Source organism: Trueperaceae bacterium (assembly GCA_019454765.1).
Lineage (GTDB): Bacteria > Deinococcota > Deinococci > Deinococcales > Trueperaceae > JAAYYF01.
Genome location: JACFNR010000005.1, coordinates 40224 through 61263, shown reverse-complemented (window position 1 = coordinate 61263; position 21040 = coordinate 40224). Strand labels below are relative to the sequence as shown.

20 protein-coding genes and 1 tRNA gene are annotated in these 21040 nt (G+C 73.0%); 7 read left to right on the top strand and 14 right to left on the bottom strand.

Going from position 1 to position 21040, the window contains the following annotated elements; translation table 11 throughout:
• Positions 1-103: 103 nt before the first annotated feature.
• The 11 genes from H3C53_02810 to H3C53_02760 all read right to left on the bottom strand — a co-directional run bounded on the left by H3C53_02810 (position 104) and on the right by H3C53_02760 (position 9156).
• The gene (locus H3C53_02810; protein ID MBW7915608.1) at positions 104-562 is read right to left on the bottom strand and encodes a hypothetical protein; all 459 of its coding nucleotides are present in this window, start codon (positions 560-562) and stop codon (positions 104-106) included.
• Positions 563-710: 148 nt separating this feature from the next.
• A complete protein-coding gene (locus H3C53_02805) occupies positions 711-1076 on the bottom strand; it encodes a hypothetical protein (protein ID MBW7915607.1) in 366 nt (121 codons plus the stop codon).
• A gap of 4 nt (positions 1077-1080) precedes the next feature.
• Positions 1081-2007 (bottom strand): GTPase Era, encoded by a 927-nt coding sequence (era, locus tag H3C53_02800; protein MBW7915606.1) that lies wholly within the window; start codon positions 2005-2007, stop codon positions 1081-1083.
• 98 nt (positions 2008-2105) lie between these two features.
• Positions 2106-3341, bottom strand: coding sequence for a Bcr/CflA family efflux MFS transporter (locus H3C53_02795; GenBank protein ID MBW7915605.1), 1236 nt, complete (start codon positions 3339-3341; stop codon positions 2106-2108).
• A gap of 91 nt (positions 3342-3432) precedes the next feature.
• Positions 3433-3509, bottom strand: a tRNA-Met gene (locus H3C53_02790).
• 131 nt (positions 3510-3640) lie between these two features.
• Positions 3641-4750: a DUF2156 domain-containing protein gene (locus tag H3C53_02785; protein ID MBW7915604.1), complete on the bottom strand. Its 1110-nt coding sequence runs from the start codon at positions 4748-4750 to the stop codon at positions 3641-3643.
• Between the two features lie 35 nt (positions 4751-4785).
• On the bottom strand, positions 4786-4947 hold the full coding sequence (locus H3C53_02780) for a hypothetical protein (protein MBW7915603.1): 162 nt from the start codon (positions 4945-4947) through the stop codon (positions 4786-4788).
• Between the two features lie 44 nt (positions 4948-4991).
• Positions 4992-6293 (bottom strand): thymidine phosphorylase, encoded by a 1302-nt coding sequence (locus tag H3C53_02775; GenBank protein MBW7915602.1) that lies wholly within the window; start codon positions 6291-6293, stop codon positions 4992-4994.
• Positions 6294-6380: 87 nt separating this feature from the next.
• The gene (locus tag H3C53_02770; GenBank protein ID MBW7915601.1) at positions 6381-7916 is read right to left on the bottom strand and encodes a UDP-N-acetylmuramoyl-L-alanyl-D-glutamate--2,6-diaminopimelate ligase; all 1536 of its coding nucleotides are present in this window, start codon (positions 7914-7916) and stop codon (positions 6381-6383) included.
• Positions 7913-8536 carry a deoxynucleoside kinase gene (locus tag H3C53_02765; GenBank protein MBW7915600.1) on the bottom strand — a complete coding sequence of 208 codons (624 nt, stop codon included), beginning with the start codon at positions 8534-8536 and terminating at the stop codon, positions 7913-7915. The genes H3C53_02770 and H3C53_02765 overlap by 4 nt, the downstream gene beginning before the upstream one ends.
• A gap of 17 nt (positions 8537-8553) precedes the next feature.
• The gene (locus tag H3C53_02760) at positions 8554-9156 is read right to left on the bottom strand and encodes a deoxynucleoside kinase (GenBank protein ID MBW7915599.1); all 603 of its coding nucleotides are present in this window, start codon (positions 9154-9156) and stop codon (positions 8554-8556) included.
• Positions 9157-9242: 86 nt separating this feature from the next.
• Between H3C53_02760 and H3C53_02755 the strand changes: the two genes are divergently transcribed.
• Positions 9243-10694 (top strand): HlyC/CorC family transporter, encoded by a 1452-nt coding sequence (locus H3C53_02755; protein MBW7915598.1) that lies wholly within the window; start codon positions 9243-9245, stop codon positions 10692-10694.
• 21 nt (positions 10695-10715) lie between these two features.
• Here the strand turns inward: H3C53_02755 and alr are convergent, their stop codons facing one another.
• The 3 genes from alr to H3C53_02740 form a co-directional block, all read right to left on the bottom strand.
• Positions 10716-11822, bottom strand: coding sequence for an alanine racemase (alr, locus tag H3C53_02750; GenBank protein ID MBW7915597.1), 1107 nt, complete (start codon positions 11820-11822; stop codon positions 10716-10718).
• 49 nt (positions 11823-11871) lie between these two features.
• Complete coding sequence (locus tag H3C53_02745) at positions 11872-13059, bottom strand: amino acid ABC transporter permease (GenBank protein MBW7915596.1); 1188 nt, start codon at positions 13057-13059, stop codon at positions 11872-11874.
• Between the two features lie 68 nt (positions 13060-13127).
• Positions 13128-13886, bottom strand: a complete 759-nt coding sequence (locus tag H3C53_02740) for a basic amino acid ABC transporter substrate-binding protein (GenBank protein MBW7915595.1) — start codon at positions 13884-13886, stop codon at positions 13128-13130.
• A gap of 155 nt (positions 13887-14041) precedes the next feature.
• On the opposite strand from H3C53_02740, the gene recG reads away from it, so the two are divergent.
• Genes recG through H3C53_02710 form a run of 6 tightly spaced genes read left to right on the top strand, consistent with a single transcriptional unit; the run spans position 14042 to position 20982 of the window.
• Complete coding sequence (gene recG, locus H3C53_02735) at positions 14042-16105, top strand: ATP-dependent DNA helicase RecG (GenBank protein MBW7915594.1); 2064 nt, start codon at positions 14042-14044, stop codon at positions 16103-16105.
• 15 nt (positions 16106-16120) lie between these two features.
• A complete protein-coding gene (locus H3C53_02730) occupies positions 16121-16648 on the top strand; it encodes a hypothetical protein (GenBank protein ID MBW7915593.1) in 528 nt (175 codons plus the stop codon).
• Between the two features lie 12 nt (positions 16649-16660).
• Positions 16661-17593 carry an LEA type 2 family protein gene (locus H3C53_02725; GenBank protein ID MBW7915592.1) on the top strand — a complete coding sequence of 311 codons (933 nt, stop codon included), beginning with the start codon at positions 16661-16663 and terminating at the stop codon, positions 17591-17593.
• Positions 17594-17648: 55 nt separating this feature from the next.
• A complete protein-coding gene (locus tag H3C53_02720; GenBank protein ID MBW7915591.1) occupies positions 17649-19220 on the top strand; it encodes a phosphoglycerate dehydrogenase in 1572 nt (523 codons plus the stop codon).
• On the top strand, positions 19217-20368 hold the full coding sequence (locus H3C53_02715) for an alanine--glyoxylate aminotransferase family protein (protein ID MBW7915590.1): 1152 nt from the start codon (positions 19217-19219) through the stop codon (positions 20366-20368). Before H3C53_02720 ends, H3C53_02715 begins: the two co-directional genes overlap by 4 nt.
• Positions 20365-20982 carry a histidine phosphatase family protein gene (locus H3C53_02710; GenBank protein ID MBW7915589.1) on the top strand — a complete coding sequence of 206 codons (618 nt, stop codon included), beginning with the start codon at positions 20365-20367 and terminating at the stop codon, positions 20980-20982. The genes H3C53_02715 and H3C53_02710 overlap by 4 nt, the downstream gene beginning before the upstream one ends.
• Positions 20983-21040 lie beyond the last annotated feature (58 nt).

Sequence of the window (21040 nt, the reverse complement as noted above, 5' to 3'; positions counted from 1 at the left end):
CGCCGGCAATGGGCCGGACGCCGGCAATGGGCCGGACGCCGGCACACGAAGAAGGGGCGGGGTGCCGACCGGCACCCCGCCCCTCGCTAGTAGGGTCGTTCGCCTAGAAGTGGTAGTTGAAGCCGAGGCGGCCGGTGACGCCGAAGCCGAAGCTCGGGATGACGCCGATGGACGGACCGACCTCGAGGAACACGCCGCCCTGGGGCAGGCCGGCGCTGGCCAGGCTGAACTCGCCGCCGACGAAGGCGTTGACTCCCACGGCCACGCCGGAGCCGATGCCGAGGCCGACGCCGCCGCCGACGTAGACCTGCACGGGCGCATCACCCATGTCGACGTCAAGGTCGTAGAGGACGTCGGCGCCGAGCGCGAAGCCGCCCGTGCCGATGTAGTTGTAGCCCGCGTTGAGGCGGACCGCCAGGTTGGGCGCCACGTCGTCGATACCGAAGTGCAGCGCGGCACCCGGGTAACCGGCGCTGACGCCGGCCCACATACCGCCTTGTGCGAAGGCTGCACCGGCACCAAGGGCGGCGACGGCGATCAGGGTGACCAGAAACTTGCGCATGCGAACCCTCCAAACCGATCTGATGAAGAGAAAATCGCGTTCTCCTCGCCTGCCCGGTTATATCACGCCCCCAGGAAGGCGACAAGTCGGGGTTTTCACTCGAAGCCGATGGGAATCGTGTTTTCTCGTATCGCCACCCCGGGGGCGCTCACTCGCCGCCGCCGGCGCCGCCGAACCGCTCCACCGCTCGCCTGCGGGCGTCGCGCGGCAGCGGGGTGGCGCGGTTGCAGCTCGGCAGGGCGCCATCGTGCCTGGCGCGGTAGTCGGCGACGAGCCGCGCCTCCTCGGCCTGGGGCACGGCGCTGTATGCGTAGCGCCAGTAGCGGGCGTGTTCCGCCACGCAACCGCCCGCCGCCAGGTGCTGCCTGATGCGGTTGGGCACGTCCGTCGCCGACTGGCCGATGTACACGGTGGCCCGCTCCGCGTCGGCGAGCTCGTAGACGCCCGGCATGGCGTCGCGGCCGCGCGCGGGCGGCAGGCGCGCGAGGGAGCGCCACCGGGCGGCTAGGGGCACGGCATCACGGCTCGTAGCCGAGTTCGCGCAGCGCCTCGCGGTCCTCGCGCCACGCGCTGCGGACGACGACCTCCAGCTCGAGGTAGACGCGCTCCTGCAGGAACACCTCGAGCTGCTTGCGCGCCATCTTGCCGATCTCCTTGACCATGGCGCCGCCCTTGCCGATCACGATGCGGCGGTGACCGCTCTTCTCGACCCAGATCTCGGCGGCGATCACGATGGGGTGCTCGTCCTCCGCGTCCTGCCAAGACGTGACCTGCACGGCCACGCTGTAAGGGAGCTCCTCGCGCAGGTGGATCATCGCCGCCTCGCGGATGAGCTCGGCGGCCCACTGCTCCCGTGACTGGTCGGAGCGGATGTTTGCCGGGAAGTAGAACGGGCCCTCCTCGAGCGCCTCCAGGAGGTCGTCGCGCAGGGCGTAGACCGCCTGCGGGTCGTTGAGGGCGGAGATGGCCACGACGCGGCGCGCCTGCGGCGCGAGATCCTTGTAGAGTTGCAGGGCCTCCTCCGGGTACTTGGCGGCGTCCACCTTGTTGCCGACGACGATCAGGGGGGTCGGACCCAGCGCGCCGCCCAGGAGGCGGGCCACCCCCTTGTCCTCGTCGTTGGGAGGGCGCCTCAGGTCGACGACCCATAGCACCGCGTCCACGTCCACCAGGGCGTCGCGCACCTCGCGGTGCATGGCCTGATCCAGCGCGCTGCCCCCGCCGCGGTGGAACCCCGGCGTGTCGACGAACACGAGCTGGCGGTCGTCGGCCGTGTAGATGCCCCTCACCCCGCGCCGCGTGGTCTGGGGCTTGGGCGTTATCGGCGCCACCTTCACGCCGAGCATGGTGTTCAGCAGCGTCGACTTGCCCACGTTCGGCTTCCCGACTATCGCCACGAAGCCGCTCCGCGTCGGTCGCGCCTCGCCGCCACCCGCGTCCTCGATCCCGTCTTCCGTGAACTCGTCGCTCAAGCGTCAGGTCCTCTCCGTGCCCCTGGGGGCTCACTGCATGCTAGTCGGAAACCGGCCGTCCGTGGTCCCACTCAGGGCTTGGCGGGGCGCAGGGCCAGGCGCAGCGCGAGGTGCGCCAGGAGGCCGGCAGCCCCTAGCCCTAACGCCAGGGGCAGCGGCCCGCGGTCCGCGAACGACGCCACCACGCTGCCGAGGCCCGTCCCGAGCGAGAGCTGCGCGAAACCCATCAGGCCGGAGGCCATCCCGGCGCGCCGCTGGTGCGGGTCGAGCGCGACCGTGGTCCCGTTCGCCAGTGTCAGCGAGAAGGTCGTGAAGAACGCCATCAGGTTGACGACGAAGCTGGCGAGTGTCGCCACGCCGAGCGCCACCTGCGCGATCAGCACGACGCTCACCGCCAGGAACGCGGGCACGGCGAAGGCGAGGATGCGGCTCGGCGCGAAGCGGCGCAGCAGCATGACGTTCAGCGGCTGGGCGACGAAGGTGGTGGACGCCACGCCGGCGAACACGAGCGCGAAGCCGGCCTCGCTCAGCCCGAAGTGGCCGATGTAGAGCGCCGGCGCCGACAGCAGGTACGCCATCAGCCCAGCGTAGGCGAGCGCCATGACCAGCACCGTCCATCCCGAGCGGGGGTCGGAGAAGATCAGCCGCGCGTTCCGCCAGAGTCCGGCCAGGCGCAGGGCTGCGGGGTCGCGCTCCACTACGGTCTCGGGCAGCACGAACGCCACCAGGAGGGCGAGGGCGACGGCGACCACCACGAGGAAGAGGAATATCGCGCGCCACTCGGCCACGCTGAGGAGGAGCGTCCCGACGGCGGGTGCCAGGAGCGGCGCGGCCGAGAAGAAGATCATCGCGTAGGAGAGCATGCGCCCCAGCTCGCGGCCCTGGTAGAGGTCGCGCAGCACTGCGCGCGCCATGATGGGTCCCGCGGAGGCGCCGAGGCCCTGCACGAACCGCCCGAGGAGCAGCACGCCGAGCGACGGGGCCGCCCACGAGATCAGGCCGCCGAGGAGGTAGACGCCCAGCCCGACCAGCAGGACGGGGCGCCTGCCGAACCGGTCGGCGAGCGAGCCGACCAGGAGGTGCGGCAGGGCGTAACCCAGCATGAAGATGCTGACCACGCTCTGGATGGTCGTGGCGCTCACCCCGAAGTGGACCGCCATGGCGGGGAAGGCCGGCAACATCGCGTCGGTGGCGAGGGCGGACACCGTCATGAGCGCACCGACGACGACCAGCAGCGTGAGCGGCGCGAGGCCGCGAGCGGTGGTGGCGGCGCCGGGCGCCATGGTGGTGGTGCGGTCGGTGTTCATGGTGGGCGGCGTCGCGCGCGGCGGTCGTGGCCCCCGTCCAGGGCGCCAGGAACGACTTAGGGCCACCCCGAGGGTGGCCCTAAGAGCGCGTTGGTTGCGGGGACAGGATTTGAACCTGTGACCTTCGGGTTATGAGCCCGACGAGCTACCAGACTGCTCCACCCCGCGCCGCTCGCTTGCCGGTGGCGGCCGTGGTGGCCGTTGGCGACGCAAAGGTAAGTGTACCGGACCTCTCCGGAAGATGTCAAGGCGCTGCACCGGGCTCAACGGGGCTCCGGCGGACTCGCGTCCGCGCGAGCCTAGCGGGTAGCGAGGAAGGCAGCGGCGAGCGCCACGCACTCCCTCACCCCGATGCGGCGCGCGGGCGTCAGCAGGTAGACGGGCTCCCAGGCGTCGGGACGGAACTTGCGCTTGAACGCCTGGAGCCCCTCGAAGTCGTAGAGCGCGCGTCCCCACCGTCGCGCGGCCCACTCGGCGGCGTGCAGCCAGGCGGGAGCGGCGTCCCGTCGCTCCTGTGCCCTCCCGGGCAGGGCGAGCGGCGCGAGCCCGAGCGTGATGCGCTCGGCGCTTGGCGCGAGGCGCCTGATGGCGGTGTCGAGCAGCAGCTCGGCGGTGCCGTTGGGGGCGCTCCGGCGTCTGACCACCTTGTCGATGAGCCAGCCGGCTCGCTGCGGGATGGGCGCGGCCGTGACGTAGCCGACGACGGTTCCCGGCCGCTCCCGGCCGGGCGCTTGGCCGAGCGTGGCCACGAACAGGCGCCGGTCGGCCAGGGCACCGGGCGCGAGGGCGTTGGGGTCGGTGTGGGCGAGGAAGCCGAGTGCCGGCAGGCGCTTCTCCGCCAGCCAGGCGGCGTGGCACGCCGCGACGGCGGCGGAACGTTCCGACGCGCCCGGCGCCTCGTGCACCCGCACGCCCTTGTTGCCGGCGCGGCTGCGCTGGGCCCTGAGCGACGCGCTGCCGTCGAAGCGCTCGGCCCACGTCGCCGGGGTCCAGACGGGGTGCATGCCGATCAGGTGAGCGGCGTAGTCGCCGGAACGCAGCAGGCGCTCCTCGGCTCCGAAGTAGCAGACGCGCTTCCCCGCCCGGGCCGCGGCGGCCTCGAACTCGGCGGCCACCGCCGCGAGCCGCTCGAGCGGCGCCACGGGCGCGCCGGCCACGAGCCGCACGCTCGCGTGCTCCGAGTAGGCCACCAGGCCGTCGCCTGCCGCGCTGAACCAGCGCCGCAGGCGCCCGTCGAGCGCCTGATGCGCGGTCGTGTTCCAGCCGTGCCGGAGCACGAGCACCCGGGCGCGCTCGGCACAGGCGTCGGGGTCGCTGTGCGGCGCCTGCTTGGCCGCCGGGGGGGCGGACGGTGCGCGGTAGGGGCGGGGAGAACTCGTGGCGGGGGAGGCGGGGGTGGCGCTGCGCACCATGCCAGCGTAACGCCGGGCACCGCCCCCGGCGCCTAGGCGCCGTGCGGGTGGCGTCCGACCACCCGCCGCACGCCGCCGGTCACGAACCGGACGGGCACGCCGTCGTCGACGTCCGCGCGGCCGCCGTCCTGCTCGGTGGCCAGGATGGACTCGGCGACGCTCGCCCGGTCGGCGCTAGGACGGGCACGGCTCACCGCCGGGGTCGACTGTCGGGGCGATCGCCGCTCCGGCGCCCACGTCAGCGGTCCGCGCCCACGGCGCGGGCCAGCACGAGCGGCTGTGGCGCGGCGTTCTCCGCCACCTCGAAGGCGCCGGCCACCAGCGCGGCGGCGGCCTCCAGCCCGCGCCCGCCCCGGTGCCACAGGGTGGCGACGGCCTCGCCGGCGGCGACCGGCGTGCCCACCTTGGCGTGCAGCTCCACCCCGACGCCCGCGTCCACGGTGTCGCCCTTGCGGCTGCGGCCGCCACCGAGGGCGCCCGCGGCGCGGCCAACGGCCAGGGCGTCGACCCGCGCCACCACGCCACCGCGCGGGGCCCTGACGAGCGCCTGTCCCGGCGCGCGCTCGAGGTGTGCGAGGCTGGCGACGTCGCCGCCCTGAGCCTCGATCCACGCCTCGAAGCGCGCCATGGCGCGGCCGCTGTCGACGGCGTCGATCAGCGCCCCACGGTCCGCGGGCAGACCCGCTGCCGTCAACACCTCCTCGGCCAGCACCAGGCACAGCTCGAGGAGGTCGGCCGGACCCTCGCCGCGGAGACAGGCGATAGCCTCGGTGACCTCGAGGGCGTTGCCGACCATGTGCCCGAGGGGTTGCGCCATGCTGGAGAGGACGGCGCGGACGTTCCGACCGTTCAGCCGACCGATGCTCACCATGGCCTCGGCCAGCGCGCGGGCGTCGGAGACCGTCTTCATGAAGGCACCGCTGCCTACCTTGACGTCGAGCACGATCGAGCGGGCGCCGCCCGCCAGCTTCTTGCTCATGACGCTGCTGGCTATCAGCGGCAGCGACTCGACGGTGCCGGTGGCGTCCCTCAACGCGTAGAGGAGCCCGTCGGCGGGCGCGAGGTCCTTGGATTGGCCGGTGACGACCACGCCGACCTCGCGGGCGGTGGCCATGAACTCCTCGTCGCTGAGGGCCGCGCGGAAGCCCGGGATGCTCTCGAGCTTGTCGACGGTTCCGCCCGTGTGGCCGAGCCCGCGGCCGCTCATCTTGGCGACGGTGCCGCCCATGACGGCGAGCAGGGGGGCGAGCACGAGGGTCGTCTTGTCGCCCACGCCGCCGGTGGAGTGCTTGTCGAGGGTGTGCGGCAGGTCCGAGAGGTCGAGGACGTCGCCGGAGTGGGCCATGGCGAGCGTCAGGTCGGCCGTCTCCCGCGGCGTCATGCCGCGCCAGCACACCGCCATGAGCCAGGCCGCCACCTGGTAGTCGGGCACGGCGCCGGCCAGGTAGCCGGTCAGGAACGCCCGCAACTCGGCCGCCGTGTGCTCGCCGCCGGCGCGCTTGGCGATGATGAGCTCCAGCGGCCGCGGGTCGGTGGTCACGAGCGGCGCCTGCCGGGCACGCGGTCTCGGTTGGTCATGCGCTCAACTGTAGCGGAAAGCCGTGCCACGTGGCGCGGCCCGGCAGGGCTACGTGAGGAGCGCCAGCCTGGCCTCTGCCGCTTCGTCCCAGGGAAGGGTCTCGTTGGCGCGCTCGAGCGTGCGCTCATGGCCCTTGCCGGCGAGCAGCACGACGTCGCCCGGCAGGGCGCGGCCAAGTGCCGTCCCGATGGCCTCGCGCCTGTCCGGGACGAGCAGGTAGTCGGTGCCGGCGCGCCCGCCTGCCGCGGCCGCCCCTTCCGCGATGGCGGCGAGGATGGCCGCGGTGCTCTCGCTCCGGGAGTCCTCCTCCGTGAAGACCGCCAGGTCGGCGCCCAGCACGGCGGCGCGCCCGATCAGCGGGCGCTTGCCCGGGTCGCGCTCGCCGGCGGCGCCCACCACCACGATGGTGCGGCCCGTCGGGCGCCTCACGGCGGCCAGGGCCTTGGCGACGGCGGGCGGCGTGTGCGCGAAGTCGACGATGACGGTGACGGGCGCCGACTGCACGACCTGCATGCGGCCCGGCACCCCGGGGAAGGCCGCCAGGCGCGCGGCGGCCTCTTCTGCAGGCACGCCCTCCAGCGTGGCGGCGGCGACGGCGGCCGCGGCGTTCCAGGCGTTGAACCCGCCCACCAGCGGCAGCTCGGCCGCGAGGCGCCGGCCGAACACGTGCAGCAGCAGCTCGAGGCCGCCCGGGCGCGGCTCGATCGCGTCGATCCGCACGTCGGCGCGCGCACCACGACCGTAGGTGACGACTTGGCGGCCGGCGGCCAGGAAGTGGCTCGCGTGCTCGTCGTCGAGGTTGACCACGGCGCGCTCGGCGCGGCGCAGCAGCGTGAGCTTGGCCTCGCGGTACGCCTCGATGCTGCCGTGGTGGTCGAGGTGCTCAGGGGTCAGGTTGGTGAACACGCCGGTGGCGTAGTCGACGGCGTCGAGGCGGTGCAGCGAGAAGCCGTGCGAGCTGGACTCGAGCACGACGTGGCTCGCCCCGGCGCGCAGGAACCTGCCGAGCATGGCCTGCACCTCGGGGGCCTCGGGCGTCGTGAAGTGACCGGCGAGGGGGGGCAGGGCGTCGGCGCCGAGCAGGTTGCCCGCCGTGCTGAGTAGGCCCGCCGTGAACCGCCCACCCAGGAGCCAGTGGAGCAGGTAACTCGTCGTGGTCTTGCCGTCCGTGCCGGTGACCCCGAGGACGCGCAGGCGCTCGGAGGGTCGCCGCTCGAACGCCGCCGCCAGGTAGGGGAGGGCGAGGCGGGCGTCCGGCACCTCGAGGTAGGGCACGGTCGGCACCCGAGCCAGGTCGGCCAGGGGCCGGTCGCCCACCAGGGCCACCGCGCCGGCGGCCACCGCGGCCGGCAGGTAGTCGTGGCCGTCGAACTTCTGTCCGCGCCGCGCCACGAACAGGGCGCCGGGCGCGACGCGGCGGTGGTCCTGCGCCACGCTCGTGATGCTCGGCCCGCCAGCCAAGTCCCCGGCCGGCCGCTGCGTGGGCGCCCCGAACAGCTCGGGCGCCAGGGCGGCCGCCGCCCGCCACAGGGCAGCGAGGGGGAGCTCCCCGGGACCGCTCGTGGCGTCGGCGGCGGGTCTCACCCTACGACCGGCGCCGCCAGCCCGTGACGCTCGAGCAGGTCGAGGACCTTGCGCAGGTCGCCCTTGTCGTTAACGAAGTCGAGGTCGTCGCCGGGCACCACGACGACCGGCGACAGCGTGTAGTCCTCGATCCACCCCTCGTAGAGCTCGTTGAGCCGCTGCAGGTAGGCGTCCTCGATGTTGGCCTCGTAATGCCTGCCGCGCTGCGCGATGTGTCGCTTGAGCGTCGCCAGGTCCGCGCGCAGGTAGATGAGCAGGTCGGGCGGGCGCAGCGCCGCGAGAACCGCGTGGTAGAGGGTGCGGTAGGAGGCGTGGTCGCGGTCGTCCATCACCCCGTCGTCGTGCAACAGGCGCGCGAAGATGGCGGCGTCCTCGTACACCGTGCGGTCCTGGATGACGCGCCGCCCCGGGTTCACCTCGCGCAGGTGCTGCTTCAGCCGCGCTGCCAGGAAGAAGACCTGCGAGTGGAAGGCGTAGCGCGGCATGTCGGCGTAGAAGTCCTCGAGGTAGGGGTTCTCGTCCACCGCCTCGAAGACGGGCGCCAGGTGGTAGCGCGCCGACAGCACCCGCGTGAGGCTCGACTTGCCCGCGCCGATGTTGCCGGCGACCGCGACGTAGATGCCGGAACCGCCCTCGTTCATGCGGCCTTGGCGGACGCGCGCAGGAGGGCGAGCAGGTCGGCGCGCTGCCCCTCGTCGGCCACGAAATCTATGGCGCCCGCGTCGACCACCTCGACGGGGATCTCGCTACGCGCGAACAGGTCGTCGTAGGCCGCCGTTATGCGCTCGAGGTAGCCGGCCTCGATGCCGGCCTCGAACGGCCGACCGCGGCGCCTTATCCGCTCGAGCAGGACGTCGGGTTCGGCGCGCAGGTAGACCACCAGGTCGGGCCGCGGCAGGCGCGAGCGCAACTGCAGGAACAGCTCGCGGTAGAGCTCGAACTCGTCGCCCTCGAGCGTGAGGGAGGCGAACAGGAACGTCTTGTCGAACAGGTAGTCGGCGACGGTGTGCGGGGTGAACAGGGAGGCCTGCGCCAGCTCCGAGTGCTGCCTGAACCGCGACAGGAGGAAGAAGGTCTCCGTCTGGAACGCGTAGCGCCGCCGGTCCTCGTAGAAGCGCGCGAGGAACGGGTTCTCCTCCACGACCTCCAGGAGCAGCCTCGCGCCCAGGTCGTCCGCCAGGTAGCGAGCGAGGGTCGTCTTGCCGACGCCGATCGGTCCTTCCACGACGATGGTAGCCATCACGTGGAGGGAGCATACCGCGGGGTCCGGGGGTCGTCCGCTACGGCGGCTCGGCTCACCACCCCGTGCTACAATCCCCGGAACCGATGGAAGACAACCCTCCGGACCGATCATGGCGCTCGCCGCGCCCCCTACCACCGCTGTCACTACCCCTCATCGTTAGCCTGGCCGGCCTGGCGTTCGCACAGGAGCCGGGCGGAGTCGCGGCGCCCGTCGGCGTCACGGCGCTCCAGGTCGCGGCCCTCGTCCTCCTGTTGGCGGCCTCCGCCTTCCTCTCCACGGCGCAGACCGCGCTCACGGCCGTGGGCGAGTGGAAGGTCCGGCGCCTGCTTGCCGAGGGTGAGGAGCCCAGCAGCGCGTTCGTGCTGCTCGAGCGCAACCCGGCCCGCTTCATCACGACCGTCCTGATCGGCAACACCGTCGTCAACGCGGCCATCGCCGTGCTCGTCCTCGACGTGTTGCTGCTCAACGCCGCCGCCATCGGCATCGGCCAGGCCGGCGCGGTGGCCCTGGCCATCGCCCTCGTGAGCGTGGGCATACTCCTCTTCTGCGAACTGGCCCCCAAGGCCATCGCCGCGCACGACCCCGTGCGGGTCACCAAGCTCGTGCTCAGGCCGGTGTACGCCCTGTCCATCGTGCTCTACCCCCTCGGCATCTTCTTCAACTGGTTGACCGGGCAGATGCTGCGCCCGTTCCGCATCCGACCGACGCGCGCCGCGCTGATGTCCGAGGGGGAGCTCAGGCTCATGCTCCAGAGCGCCGAGGAGTCCGGGGTCATCGAGGCGCAGGAGCAGGCCATGATCAAGGGCGTCATCGACCTGGAGGAGACCGTCGTGCGGGAGGTGATGACGCCGCGCGTGGACGTCGTGGGCATCGGCGCCGGCGCGGGCCTGGCGGAACTGCAGAGCGTCGTCACCGAGCACGGCTACAGCCGCCTGCCCGTCTACGGCGATGGGGTGGACGACATCAAGGGGATGGTTTACGCGCGCGACCTCCTGCCGTACCTCGGCCGACCGGAGGCGCTGGCCGCCACGCGGGTGGCCGACCTCATGACCGCCGTTCAGTACGTGCCCGAGACCCTCTCGGTCATGAGCCTGCTGCGGGAGATGCGCGCCCGCAAGAACCACATGGCCGTGGTCGTCGACGAGTTCGGCGGCACGTCCGGGGTGGTCACGCTCGAGGACATCATCGAGGAGATCACGGGCGAGATCTACGACGAGACGGACGAGGACGAGGTGGAGGACGTCGTCCGGTTGGAAGACGGCAGCTTCCGCCTCCAGGGCGGCACCCATATCGAGACGATCGCGAGCGAACTGGGGCTCGAGTTCGATCCGAACGGCGATTACGACACGGTGGCCGGCTTCCTCATCGACGAGCTCGACCACATCCCCCGCTCCGGCGAGGAGGTCACCTACAAGGGCGTGCGCTTCGTCGTCGAGCAGGCCGACGAGCGGCGCGTGGTGAGCGTGGTGGCGACCAGGCTCCCGGAGGAGCCGGTGGGAGAGGCGACGAGCGCCCCCGAGCAGGTTGAGGGCTGACGGCCGGGGGCGACCCCGCCCTCAGCCCGAGTACTCCCGCTCCACGCGCGGCATCAACCGCGTCAACAGCTCGTACGACACGGTGCCGATGGCCTGCGCCAGCGCCTCCGCGTCGGGACCGTCGCCGCCCCACAGCGTGGCGCGGTCGCCGACGCGCACGTCGGCCGCCGCCCCCACGTCGAGCAGCAGCTGGTCCATGCAGACCCGGCCGACCACCTCGCAGCGCACGCCGCGGACGCTGGCCCAACCGACGCCCGTGAGCAGGCGCGGGTAGCCGTCGGCGTAGCCGATCCTCACCGTCGCCAGGCGAGTGTCTGCCGGGGCGCGCCACAACCGCCCGTAGGACACGCCGGTGCCCGCCCCGACCGGCTTCACGAACGTGACGGGGGCGCTCAGGCGCATGGCGGGCCTTAGCCGGGGCTCGACCGCCGCCACCGCCTCGCTCGGGTAGTGCCCGTACAGCACGATGCCGGGCCGCACCATGTCGTAGTGCGCCTCCGGGTAAGCCAGCGTGGCGGCCGAGTTCGCCGTGTGCCTGAGCGGCACGTCGACGCCGTGGCGCGCCAGTGCGGCCAACGCCAGCTCGAACGCCTCGAGCTGCGCGAGCGTCGCGTCGCGCGACGGCGTGTCCGCGTCCGTGAAGTGCGTCCACACGCCCTCGAGCTCGAGCCGCCGCTCCCCTGCGATCTTCGTCGCCACCTCGGCCGAGCGCCCCCACGGCAGGCCGAGGCGCCCCATGCCCGTGTCCACCTTGAGGTGGAGCCGCAAGGGGCGGGGGAGGTCCGCCGCCAGGTAGGCGTCGACCGAGGCGGCGTCGGTGGCGACCAGCGCCACGTTCAGCTCGCAGAGCTCGGTGATGACCGCGGCGTCCGTCACCGGGCTGAGTAGTAGCACGCCCTGGTCCAGGCCGGCCGCGCGGAGCGCGCGGGCCTCGCCCGGCGTGGCGGCGCCGAACCAGGTCGCGCCGGCCGCCGCCAGGCGCCGTGCCACCGGCACGATGCCGTGGCCGTAGCCGTCGGCCTTCACCATCGCCATGGCCTGCACGCCCGGCGCCAGGCGCTCCTTGACGCACCCGAGGTTGTGGGCGATTGCGCCCAGGTCGACGTGCGCCACGGGGTTCTCGGACATGCGGGAGTCTACCAGGCGCTCGGGCCGTGGCCCGGCACCACGGCGCGCCTCAGCGCGTCCAGCTCGTGCGGCGCTCGACCGATTTGGCCAACGAGGAGGCCATCAAGGTGAGCACGATGTAGAGGATGGCCACGGTGTTGAAGGGGGGGAAGACCTCGAAGTTGGCGGCCTGGAACTCCCGGGCCCGCTGCGTGATGTCGCGAACGGACAACACCGAGAGGAGCGAGGTGTCCTTCAGCATGGCGATGAACTCGTTGCCGAGGGGCGGCACCACGATGCGGAGCGCCTGCGGCAGGACCACGAAGCGCGCCGTCTGCCACGTGGAGAGCCCCAGGCTCCGAGCGGCCTCGCTCTGGCCCTTGCCTATCGCCTCGATGCCCGCCCGGAAGATCTCGGCCATGTAGGCGGCGTAGCCCAGGCTGATGCCCACGATGCCGCGCGTCACGCGCGACATGTCGATGAACCCACCGGTGGCGTCCCGGATGGCGCCCTGCAGGGGGAAGCCGACGTACAGGATGACCACGAGCATCGGGATGCCGCGCAGCACGTCGACGTAGAGCTCGGAGACGAGCCGCAACGGGTGCGCCCCGCTCTGCCAGCCGGCGAACGTGAGCGCCAACCCCAACGCCCCCAGCACGAGCAGGAGCATGGCCGGGCGTTTCAGGCCCGGCGCCAGGAACGAGGTGGTCCACAGGACGTCGGCGCCGGCCGGCACGGCGGCCACCGGGATGAGCGCCGAGCTGACCTGCCCCGAGGCCAGGCGCTCGAGCGCGGCCGCGACGTCGGTCACGGCCCGCACCGCCTGCGGACCGGGGGCTCCCGGGTAGCGCCCGAGCTTCACCGGGTCCGACGCGCTGGTCGGCGTGCCCTGCACGATCGCGACCCTCCCCTCGGCGGTGCCGATCAGCGCGAACTGCTCCTTCGGCAACGCGAACAGGGCGGCGGCCCCCGCGAGGAGGACCGCCGAGCCGACGAGGAAGTTGCGGACGGTGCGCTCGCCCTGCCTGAGCAACTGCAGCCCCGCGAGCACGAGCCCGAGCGCCGAGGCGGCCAGGTAGGCCACCACCGTCACGAAGGCGGTGGTGCCGATGCCGGGGAGCAGGAACTCCAGCGCCGCCTGGTAGCGCTCGGACGAGACGAAGAGGTAGACGACGAAGGGCAGCGCCGTCAGCAGGATGAGGTAACTCGGCCTGATGCGGCCGAGTAAGCCGCGGCGCGCGGTCGCCCCGGGCCCCATCACGAACTCGGGCCCGCGCGGACGACCACGCGCCGACGGCGTTGCACCATCTTGTTCGAGCTAGAGCGTTACTGCTCTTCGCCCGTGAACCACTTCTCGGCGAGCGCCGCGAGCGTGCCGTCGGCCCGGATCAGCTCGAGGCCGGCGTTCAGGGCGTCGACCAGCTCGTCGCCGGGCTTGACGGCGAAGCCGAGCTTCTCGCCCGACTCGACGTTGCGGATGGCGGCCACGATCTGGCCCGCGTACTGCTGCACGAAGGCGTCGGCGGAGGAGTCGTCGATCATGACGCCGTCGACGTCGCCGTTGACGAGCGCCAGGACGGCGGCGTTGAAGTCGTCGTAGATGCGCAGCCGGTCGCGCCCGACGAGCTCCTCGGCGAGGATGGCGTTGGTGGTGCCGGTCTGCGCGCCGAGGATCAGGTCGCCGTCGGTGAAGTCGGCGAGGGTGAGGTTGCCGTCGCTGGTGCGCACGGCCACCGCCTGGTTGACCTCGTGGTACGGCTCCGTGAACTCGACCACCGCGGCGCGCTCCTCGGTGATGGTGATGCCCGAGGCGATCATGTCGAACTCGCCGTTGGCCATGGCCGCGAAGATGCCGTCCCAGGCGGTCGTCTGGAACTTGGCGACGCAGTTGATGCGCTCGCAGATGGCGTTGACCACGTCCACGTCGAAGCCGACGATGACCCCGTTCTGGTCGACCGTCTCGAAGGGGGGGTAGGTGGTGTCGGAACCGACGACCAGGGTGCGGCCGCCAAGGTCGGGTGTCTGCGCCAGCGCCAGGGAGCCGGCGACGAGTAGGGCCGTGAGTAAGGTAGCGATACGCTTCATCAGGTCAACCTCCGCGTTCGCGCGCCTCGGGGCGCGCAGGCAGTTTTACCGTCTCTGGGAGCATAAGCGCGGGCCACCTCCCCGCGCAACCGCGCGGTGGGCCCGGTCGCCCGTCGGTTAAGGAGCGGTGAGGGTGCGGCGTAGACTAGCGCAGCATGACCACGACGTTCGACCTGGACGCGCCGCTGGCGAGCAAGGCCGTCGACCTCGGGGCGCAGGCCGCCGTGAAGCTGAGGGAGCTCGGGATCGTCACCTACCGCGACCTGCTCGGCTACCTCCCTAGGCGCTACGAGGACAGGCGCGCCCTGCCGGGCTTCGCCAGCCTCGTGGACGGGGTGAACGCCACCGTCTCCGGTCAGGTGGTCAGTCGCGTCGGCAACCGCACGCGGCGCGGACTGCACGTGATGCGCGCCGCGCTGAGCGACGGCGACGGCCGCCGCGTCACCGCCGTCTGGTTCAACCAGCCGTGGCTCGAGAAGCAGGTCTTCCCGGGCCTCAGGCTCGTGCTGACCGGGCGGGTCAAGCGTGTCGGCAGGCAGGTCGAGATCGTGGTGCAGGGGTTCGAGGTCGACGACGACGCGGAGTCGCTCTCGTTCAACCGCATCGTCGGCATCTACAAGGTCACGCAGGGGCTGAGCCAGGCCTACCTGCGCCGCGCCGCCAAGCGGCTGCTCGACGCCATGCCCACCCTCCCCGACCACCTGCAGCGCTCGCTCCTTGATGCCAACGACCTGGTGCCGCTCGACCGTGCCGTGCGCAGTGCGCACTTCCCCGACGGCGAGGAGGCCCTGGCCGCCGCGCTCAGGCGCCTGAAGTTCGACGACTTCCTCTTCCTGCAGCTCGCCCTGCTGCGCAGCCGCGACCCGGGCCGCCAGGCCCGCGGCTTCGCGGTGCGGCAGGAGTACCTCGACGACTTCGAGGCGGTCCTGCCGTTCGCGTTCACGCCGTTCCAGGCGCGGGCGCTGCGCGAGATCCTCGCCGACCTGGCCGCCCCCCGCCAGATGGCGCGGCTCCTGCAGGGCGACGTCGGCTCCGGCAAGACGGCAGTGGCCGCGGCCGCCGTCTACGTCGTGGTGCGTAGCGGCGCCCAGGCGGCGCTGATGGCGCCCACCGAGATCCTCGCGCGGCAGCACTTCCTCAACCTGCAGCGTTACCTCTTCCCCCTGAACGTGCGCATGGAGCTGCTCACCGGCGCCATGACGGCGGGGGAGCGGCGGGCCGCGAGGGAGCGGCTCGCGTCGGGCCAGGCCGACTTCGTGGTCGGCACCCACGCCCTCATCCAGGACGGCGTCGAGTTCCACGACCTCGGGCTCGCCGTAATTGACGAGGAGCACCGCTTCGGCGTCGAGCAGCGGCGCACCCTCATCCGCGACATGCCCGACGTGCTCGTGATGAGCGCCACGCCGATCCCGCGCTCCCTCGCGCTCACCAGTTACGGCGACCTGGACCTCACCACCATCGAGGGCCTGCCGCCGGGCCGCACGCCCGTCAAGACCATGTTGGTGCCGGCGCCCAAGCGGCTGGAGGTGTACAGGTTCGCGTGGGAGCAGGTCAAGGCGGGGCGGCAGGTCTACGTGGTCACGCCCCTCATCGAGGAGTCGGAGGCGCTCGACGAGGTGCTGGCCGCCACGCGTCTCGAGGAGGACCTGCGGCAGATCCTTCCCGCCGCCGCGCGCATCGGGCTGTTGCACGGGCGCCTGGGCGCGGCCGACAAGGACGCGGTCATGTCCGCCTTCAGGCGCCACGAGCTCGACGTGCTCGTGTCGACCACGGTGATCGAGGTGGGCGTCGACGTGCCGAACGCCACCGTGATGATCGTCGAGAACGCAGAGCGCTTCGGCCTGGCGCAGCTCCACCAGCTGCGTGGCCGCGTGGGCCGCGGGGCACACGCCAGCCACTGCGTGCTCGTCGCCGGGGACGCCTCCCGGAAGACGCGCGAGCGGCTCGGCGCCCTCGTCAAGCACTCCGACGGCTTCACCATCGCCGAGCTCGACCTGCGTCTGCGCGGGCCGGGCGACCTGCGCGGCACCCGCCAGTCCGGGCTGCCCGAGCTCACGGTGGGCGACGTCGTCGACGACGGCGCGATCATCGAGGCGGCGCGCGACCTGGCGCAGCGGATGCTCGCCGCCGACCCGGCGTTGGCGGCGCCGTGGGCGGAGCGCCTCGCGCTCGAGCTAAGGCGGCGGAGCCGCGCCGTCATGGTGAGGGAGGTCATCTGACGTGGGACGCCGGGAGTGGCAATCGGGCTCGCCATCGGGGGTGAAGTACACGTGAGGCTGCTGGTGCGGTTCGGGCTGTTCGCGGTGCTCCTCGGGCTGGCGGTCGGGGCGCTCCTGCGCGTGACCCTCGGCAGGCGCCGCTTCCCGGTGGTCGCGGTGCTGGCCGAGCTGCCGCTGGCGGCGCACGCCGCCTACCTCCTCGTCCTCGCCGGCCGCGCCGGACTCGCGCCCGCGCTCATGTTCGGCTTCGGGGCGGCGGCCCTGGCGGTCGCGCTGGCCGCCGCGCTCCTCGCCCGGCGCTTCACCGCCTCACGACCCTGGTGGGTGGCGGCGACGCCGCTGGGGGCGGCCGTCGTCTACTACCTCCTCGCCACGTTCATGCTCACGCCGGCCTGGGAGAGCAGGGCCTACAGCCCCGACGCCGTCGCGGGCGCCGTCTACGGCATGGCCGTGCTGTTCGTGGCGGGGGTCCTGGTGCCGTTCGCGCCGGGAGCGCGGGGCGCCGCGGCCGGTGGCGCCGGGGCGGGCGCGCGGCGCGGATAGTACACTCGGGGCGTGGCTAGACGGTCGAACCCGCTGACGCGTGGCGCCCCGTTGGTCGCGTGCCTCGCGCTCCTGCTCGGGGCCTGCGCGCCTCGCACCGAGGTGCGCACCGTCGAGGAGATCGGCACGACGCTACCGGTCGAGTTCGAGCTGGTGCCGGGGCAGACCAGCATCGAGCGCTTCGACCCGCCGGGGGCCGGTGGCCGCCTCGAACTCACGGTCGGCACGCTCGCGCGCAACCCCAACGTCTTCGGTGTCAGGCTCGAGAGCGTCTCCTACGTGGTCTTCCTCGAGGGCAAGGCCGTCGCGCGCGCCGCGCTGGCGCCGGACGTCTACCTCGAGGGGGCCGCCACGGCGCCCCTTCGCTTCGACATCGCGACCAGCCTGGCGGGCCAGGCCGAGCTCCTCAAGGCGGCGGCGCGCGCCTTCGCCGACCGGCCGCTACAGTTCAGGGTCGAGGGCGTCGTGCGCTTCGCCACCGCGACCCACGTCTACGAGACCCGCAACAAGGTCCTGGTCAGCGGCTCCACCCTGGCGCGGCAGACGGTTCAGGCCCCCGTCCTCAGGCTGGCGGAGGCCGAGAGCCGCGTCTTCATGCTGCGGCCCGACGTGCCCGTGGTGCAGTTGGTGCTCCAGGCCGTCAACCCGGGCGAGATCGGCTACTTCCTCTACGGCAAGGACCTCGGGCTCACGCTCGGCAACTGGCCCATGGCCACCGAGGACATGAGCCCCGTGCCCCTCGCCGCCGGGCAGAGCTCCCGCATCGACATCCTCTTCTACCCCGACTTCCTCGAGCTGCAAGACGAGGCCCGCGTGGCCTTGGAGGCGGCGCTCGCCGGCTACACCAGCCTGGTGCGGCTCGAGGGCGACCTCTACATGGACGTGCTCGGCGTCGACAGTTTCCCCGTCCCCGCCGGGTGGTCGGTGACGGGCTTCGTCCGCTGAGCCGCCGCGCGGCTCGCCGCGCCCGCGCCGCCGCCGGGTGCTACAGTCTCGGTTCATGACGCGGATCCTCGTCACCGACTCCATCCAGCTTGGCGCCGTCACCGAACCGGGCGTGACCCTAGACGACCGCGCCGGCATCTCCCGCTCGGAGCTACTGCAGGTCGTAAGCGACTACGACGCCATCATCACGAGGAGCCGCACGCAGGTCGACGAGGAGCTGTTGGCGGCCGCGACGCGCCTGAAGGTCGTCGGGCGCGGCGGGGTCGGTGTCGACAACATCGACCTGGACGCGGCCAGCCGCCGCGACATCCTCGTCGTCAACGCCCCGGAGGCCAACAACGTGTCGGCGGCCGAGCTCGCCTTGGCGCTCATGCTCACGGCCGCGCGCGGCGTGGCCCGCTCCGACCGGCTGGTGCGTCAGGGGCGTTGGGACCGCGCATACCTCGGCAGGGAGCTCGACGGGGCGCGCCTCGGGGTGGTGGGGCTCGGCCGCATCGGCTCGCTGGTGGCGCGCCGCGCGCAGGGCCTCGGCATGGAGGTCGCCGCCTACGACCCGTACATCAACCAGCGGCGCGCGGAGGAGCTGAAGGTCGCCCTGTTCGACGACCTCGGGGCGATGCTGGCGCGCTCCGACTTCCTGACGGTGCACACGCCGCTGACGGCGGAGACGAAGGGGATGATCGGGGCCGCGCAACTGGCCGCGCTGCCGGACGGGGCGGTCGTGGTGAACGCCGCCCGCGGCGGCATCGTGCAGGAGGACGCGCTCCTCGCCGCCCTCGAGTCAGGCAAGCTGTTCGGAGCCGGCCTCGACGTCTTCGTCCTCGAACCGCCCACGGCCGACCACCCGCTGCTCGGGCGCGACGACGTCGTGCTCACGGCCCACCTCGGCGCCAACACGCGCGAGGCGCAGCACCGCGTCGGCGAGCAGATCCTCGGCCGCACCCTCGCCGTGCTGCGCGGCGACTACTCGGTGGACATCGTGAACGCGCCCGCCCTCGCGCCGCAGGTGATGTCGGCCCTCGGCGCCTTCCTCGACCTGGGGGAGCGCCTCGGCGCCACGGCCGCGCAGCTCGCGGACGGGCGCGTGCTGGCGGTGGAGGTCGAGTTCTCCGGCGACTTCCCCCGCGACCCCGACCCGGTGGCCACCGCCGTCATCAAGGGGTTGATGGAGCCGTTCCTCGACACCCCGCCGAGCTACGTCAACGCGCCGTCCCTGGCCAGGGACCGCGACATCCGCGTCAGCAAGACGACCTCCGGGCGCGACCACGGCTACACCTCCCACGTCCTCGTGACGGTCACCACCGCCGCGGGCGCCACGCGCGTGGGCGGGACCGTCCTGGCCGGCAAGCCGCGCATCACCAGCATCGACGGTTACAACCTGGAGATCAGGCCCGAGGGGGTCATGCTCGTCTGCACGAACTACGACAGGCCGGGCGCCGTGGGGCGGGTGGGCACCGTTCTGGGCGACGCCGGCGTGAACATCAACAGCATGCAGCTCTCGCGCGTTAGCGAGCACGGGCTGGCCATGTTCGTCGTCACGCTCGACAGCGCCCCCCGAGGCGAGGTGCTCGAGGTCCTCGCCGGGCTCGAGGACGTGATCCGCAGCCTGCGGCTGGTCCGCCTGTGACGCGCGGCGCGTTCAGGCCGCGCCTGCTTGCGCCCGGGCCGGTGGAGGTGCCGCCGGCCGTCCTCGAGGCGCTGGCGCGGCCCGTGGAGCACCACCGCTCGCCCGCCTTCGTCGCCACGTTCGCGCGCGCCCGGCGCCGCCTGGCCGACGTGATGGCGGTGCCGGGGGACGACGTGCTGATCGTCACCGGCAGCGGCACGGCCGGTTTCGAGGCGGCCCTCGCCACCGCCGTTCCCCGTGGCGGCACGGTGCTGGCGCTGGTGGGCGGCAAGTTCGGCGCCCGCTGGGCCGCCATGGCCGAGGCGCTCGGTCACCCCGTGGTGAGGGTGAGCGCGCCGCCCGGCGGCGACTTCGACATCGCCGTCGTCGCGGAGCGCCTCCGCGCCACGGCGGACCTGGCTGCGGTCACTGTCGTGCATAGCGAGACGTCGACGGGCGTGCTCCACGACGTCGAGGCCGTGGCGGCGGCCGTGCGACGCGAGCGCCCCGAGGCGCTGGTCATCGTCGACGCCGTGACGAGCCTCGCCGCGGCCGAGCTGAGGCCCCGCGAGTGGGGCCTCGACGCCGTCGTGTCCGGCTCGCAGAAGGGCGTGATGACGCCGCCGGGACTCGCGTTCGTGTGGTTGTCGGAGCGGGCCTGGGCGCCCGCGGCGCGGCCGGCGGCGTACTACCTCGACCTGCGGCGCGAACGGCCCCAGCAGGCGCGAGGGCAGACCGCCTACACGCCTGCGGTGTCGCTGGTGACCGGACTCGACGTCGCCCTGGGCATGCTGCTCGAGGAGGGACCGGACGCCGTCCGGCGTCGGCGGGCGGCCCTCAACGAGGCGCTGCTGGCGGCCGGGGTCGCCCTCGGCATGAGTCGGTTCGCGGCGCGTCCGAGCCCAGCGGTGGCGGCCCTCGCCGTGCCGGCGGGCGTGAGCGCGCCCGATGTCGTGCGCGCCGCCCGCGCTCGGGGCGCGACCCTGGCCGGTGGCCAGGACGAGCTCGCGCCCACCCTGCTGCGGCCGTCGCTGCTCGGGTACGCCGACCGCTACGACGCGGTGGCGGCCGCGCAGTTGCTCGAGGATGCGCTGCGCGACGTCGTGCCCGCCACCCCGGTCGGCGTGGCGGTCCCGGCGGCGCTACGTGCCCTGGACGCCATGGCGTGAGCGCCCTCGTCGGCGACCTGGTGTTGGTGCGGCACGCGCCGACGACGCCCTCCAGGACGACGCCGTCACGGGAGTGGCGCCTGGCGCCGGGCGCCATGGAGCTGACGGCGGCGCTCGGCATGGGCCTCGCCGGCGTAAGGTTGGCCGCTCCCGGCGACCCCACGCGCCTGGGTCGACTCGACGCCGTCGTGGCCAGCCAAGAGGCCAAGGCCTTGGCGACGGCCAGGACGCTGGGGCTCGTCCTCGGCCTCCAGGCGAGCGCAGCGCCGGGCCTGGAGGAGCACCACCGTGGCAAGGCGCCCTACCTCGACGAGGAGGAGCACCGCCGCACGCTGCGCCGCTTCTTCGAGCGGCCCGGGGTGCTCGTGTTCGGGACCGAGACGGCCGAGGAGGCGCGGGCGCGCTTCGTTGCCGCGGTGGACGCGGCTTCGGCCGCGCGGCCGGGCAAGCGCCTGGCGGTGGTGACGCACGGCACGGTCATCGCCCTGGCGCTCGCGCGGGCCAACTCGTTGGATCCGTTCACGCTGTGGGAGTCGCTCCGCTTGCCCGAGGCCGTCGTGGTCAGGCGCGACGGTTGGCGCATCGTCGAGCGCCTGGGCTTGGCCGACGCCTGAGCCGGGCGCGCCCTGAGACGGTCCAGCGACCACGACGAGGGCGGGGCCGCCCTTCAGC

What these genes read in the sequence shown, in the direction of transcription:
- H3C53_02740 (MBW7915595.1), bottom strand. Translation starts at nt 13,886, where the DNA reads ATGAAGCGTATCGCTACCTTACTCACGGCCCTACTCGTCGCCGGCTCC.
- H3C53_02745 (MBW7915596.1), bottom strand. Translation starts at nt 13,059, where the DNA reads ATGGGGCCCGGGGCGACCGCGCGCCGCGGCTTACTCGGCCGCATCAGG.
- H3C53_02760 (MBW7915599.1), bottom strand. Translation starts at nt 9,156, where the DNA reads ATGGCTACCATCGTCGTGGAAGGACCGATCGGCGTCGGCAAGACGACC.
- H3C53_02755 (MBW7915598.1), top strand. Translation starts at nt 9,243, where the DNA reads ATGGAAGACAACCCTCCGGACCGATCATGGCGCTCGCCGCGCCCCCTA.
- recG (MBW7915594.1), top strand. Translation starts at nt 14,042, where the DNA reads ATGACCACGACGTTCGACCTGGACGCGCCGCTGGCGAGCAAGGCCGTC.
- alr (MBW7915597.1), bottom strand. Translation starts at nt 11,822, where the DNA reads ATGTCCGAGAACCCCGTGGCGCACGTCGACCTGGGCGCAATCGCCCAC.
- H3C53_02795 (MBW7915605.1), bottom strand. Translation starts at nt 3,341, where the DNA reads ATGAACACCGACCGCACCACCACCATGGCGCCCGGCGCCGCCACCACC.
- H3C53_02810 (MBW7915608.1), bottom strand. Translation starts at nt 562, where the DNA reads ATGCGCAAGTTTCTGGTCACCCTGATCGCCGTCGCCGCCCTTGGTGCC.
- H3C53_02720 (MBW7915591.1), top strand. Translation starts at nt 17,649, where the DNA reads ATGACGCGGATCCTCGTCACCGACTCCATCCAGCTTGGCGCCGTCACC.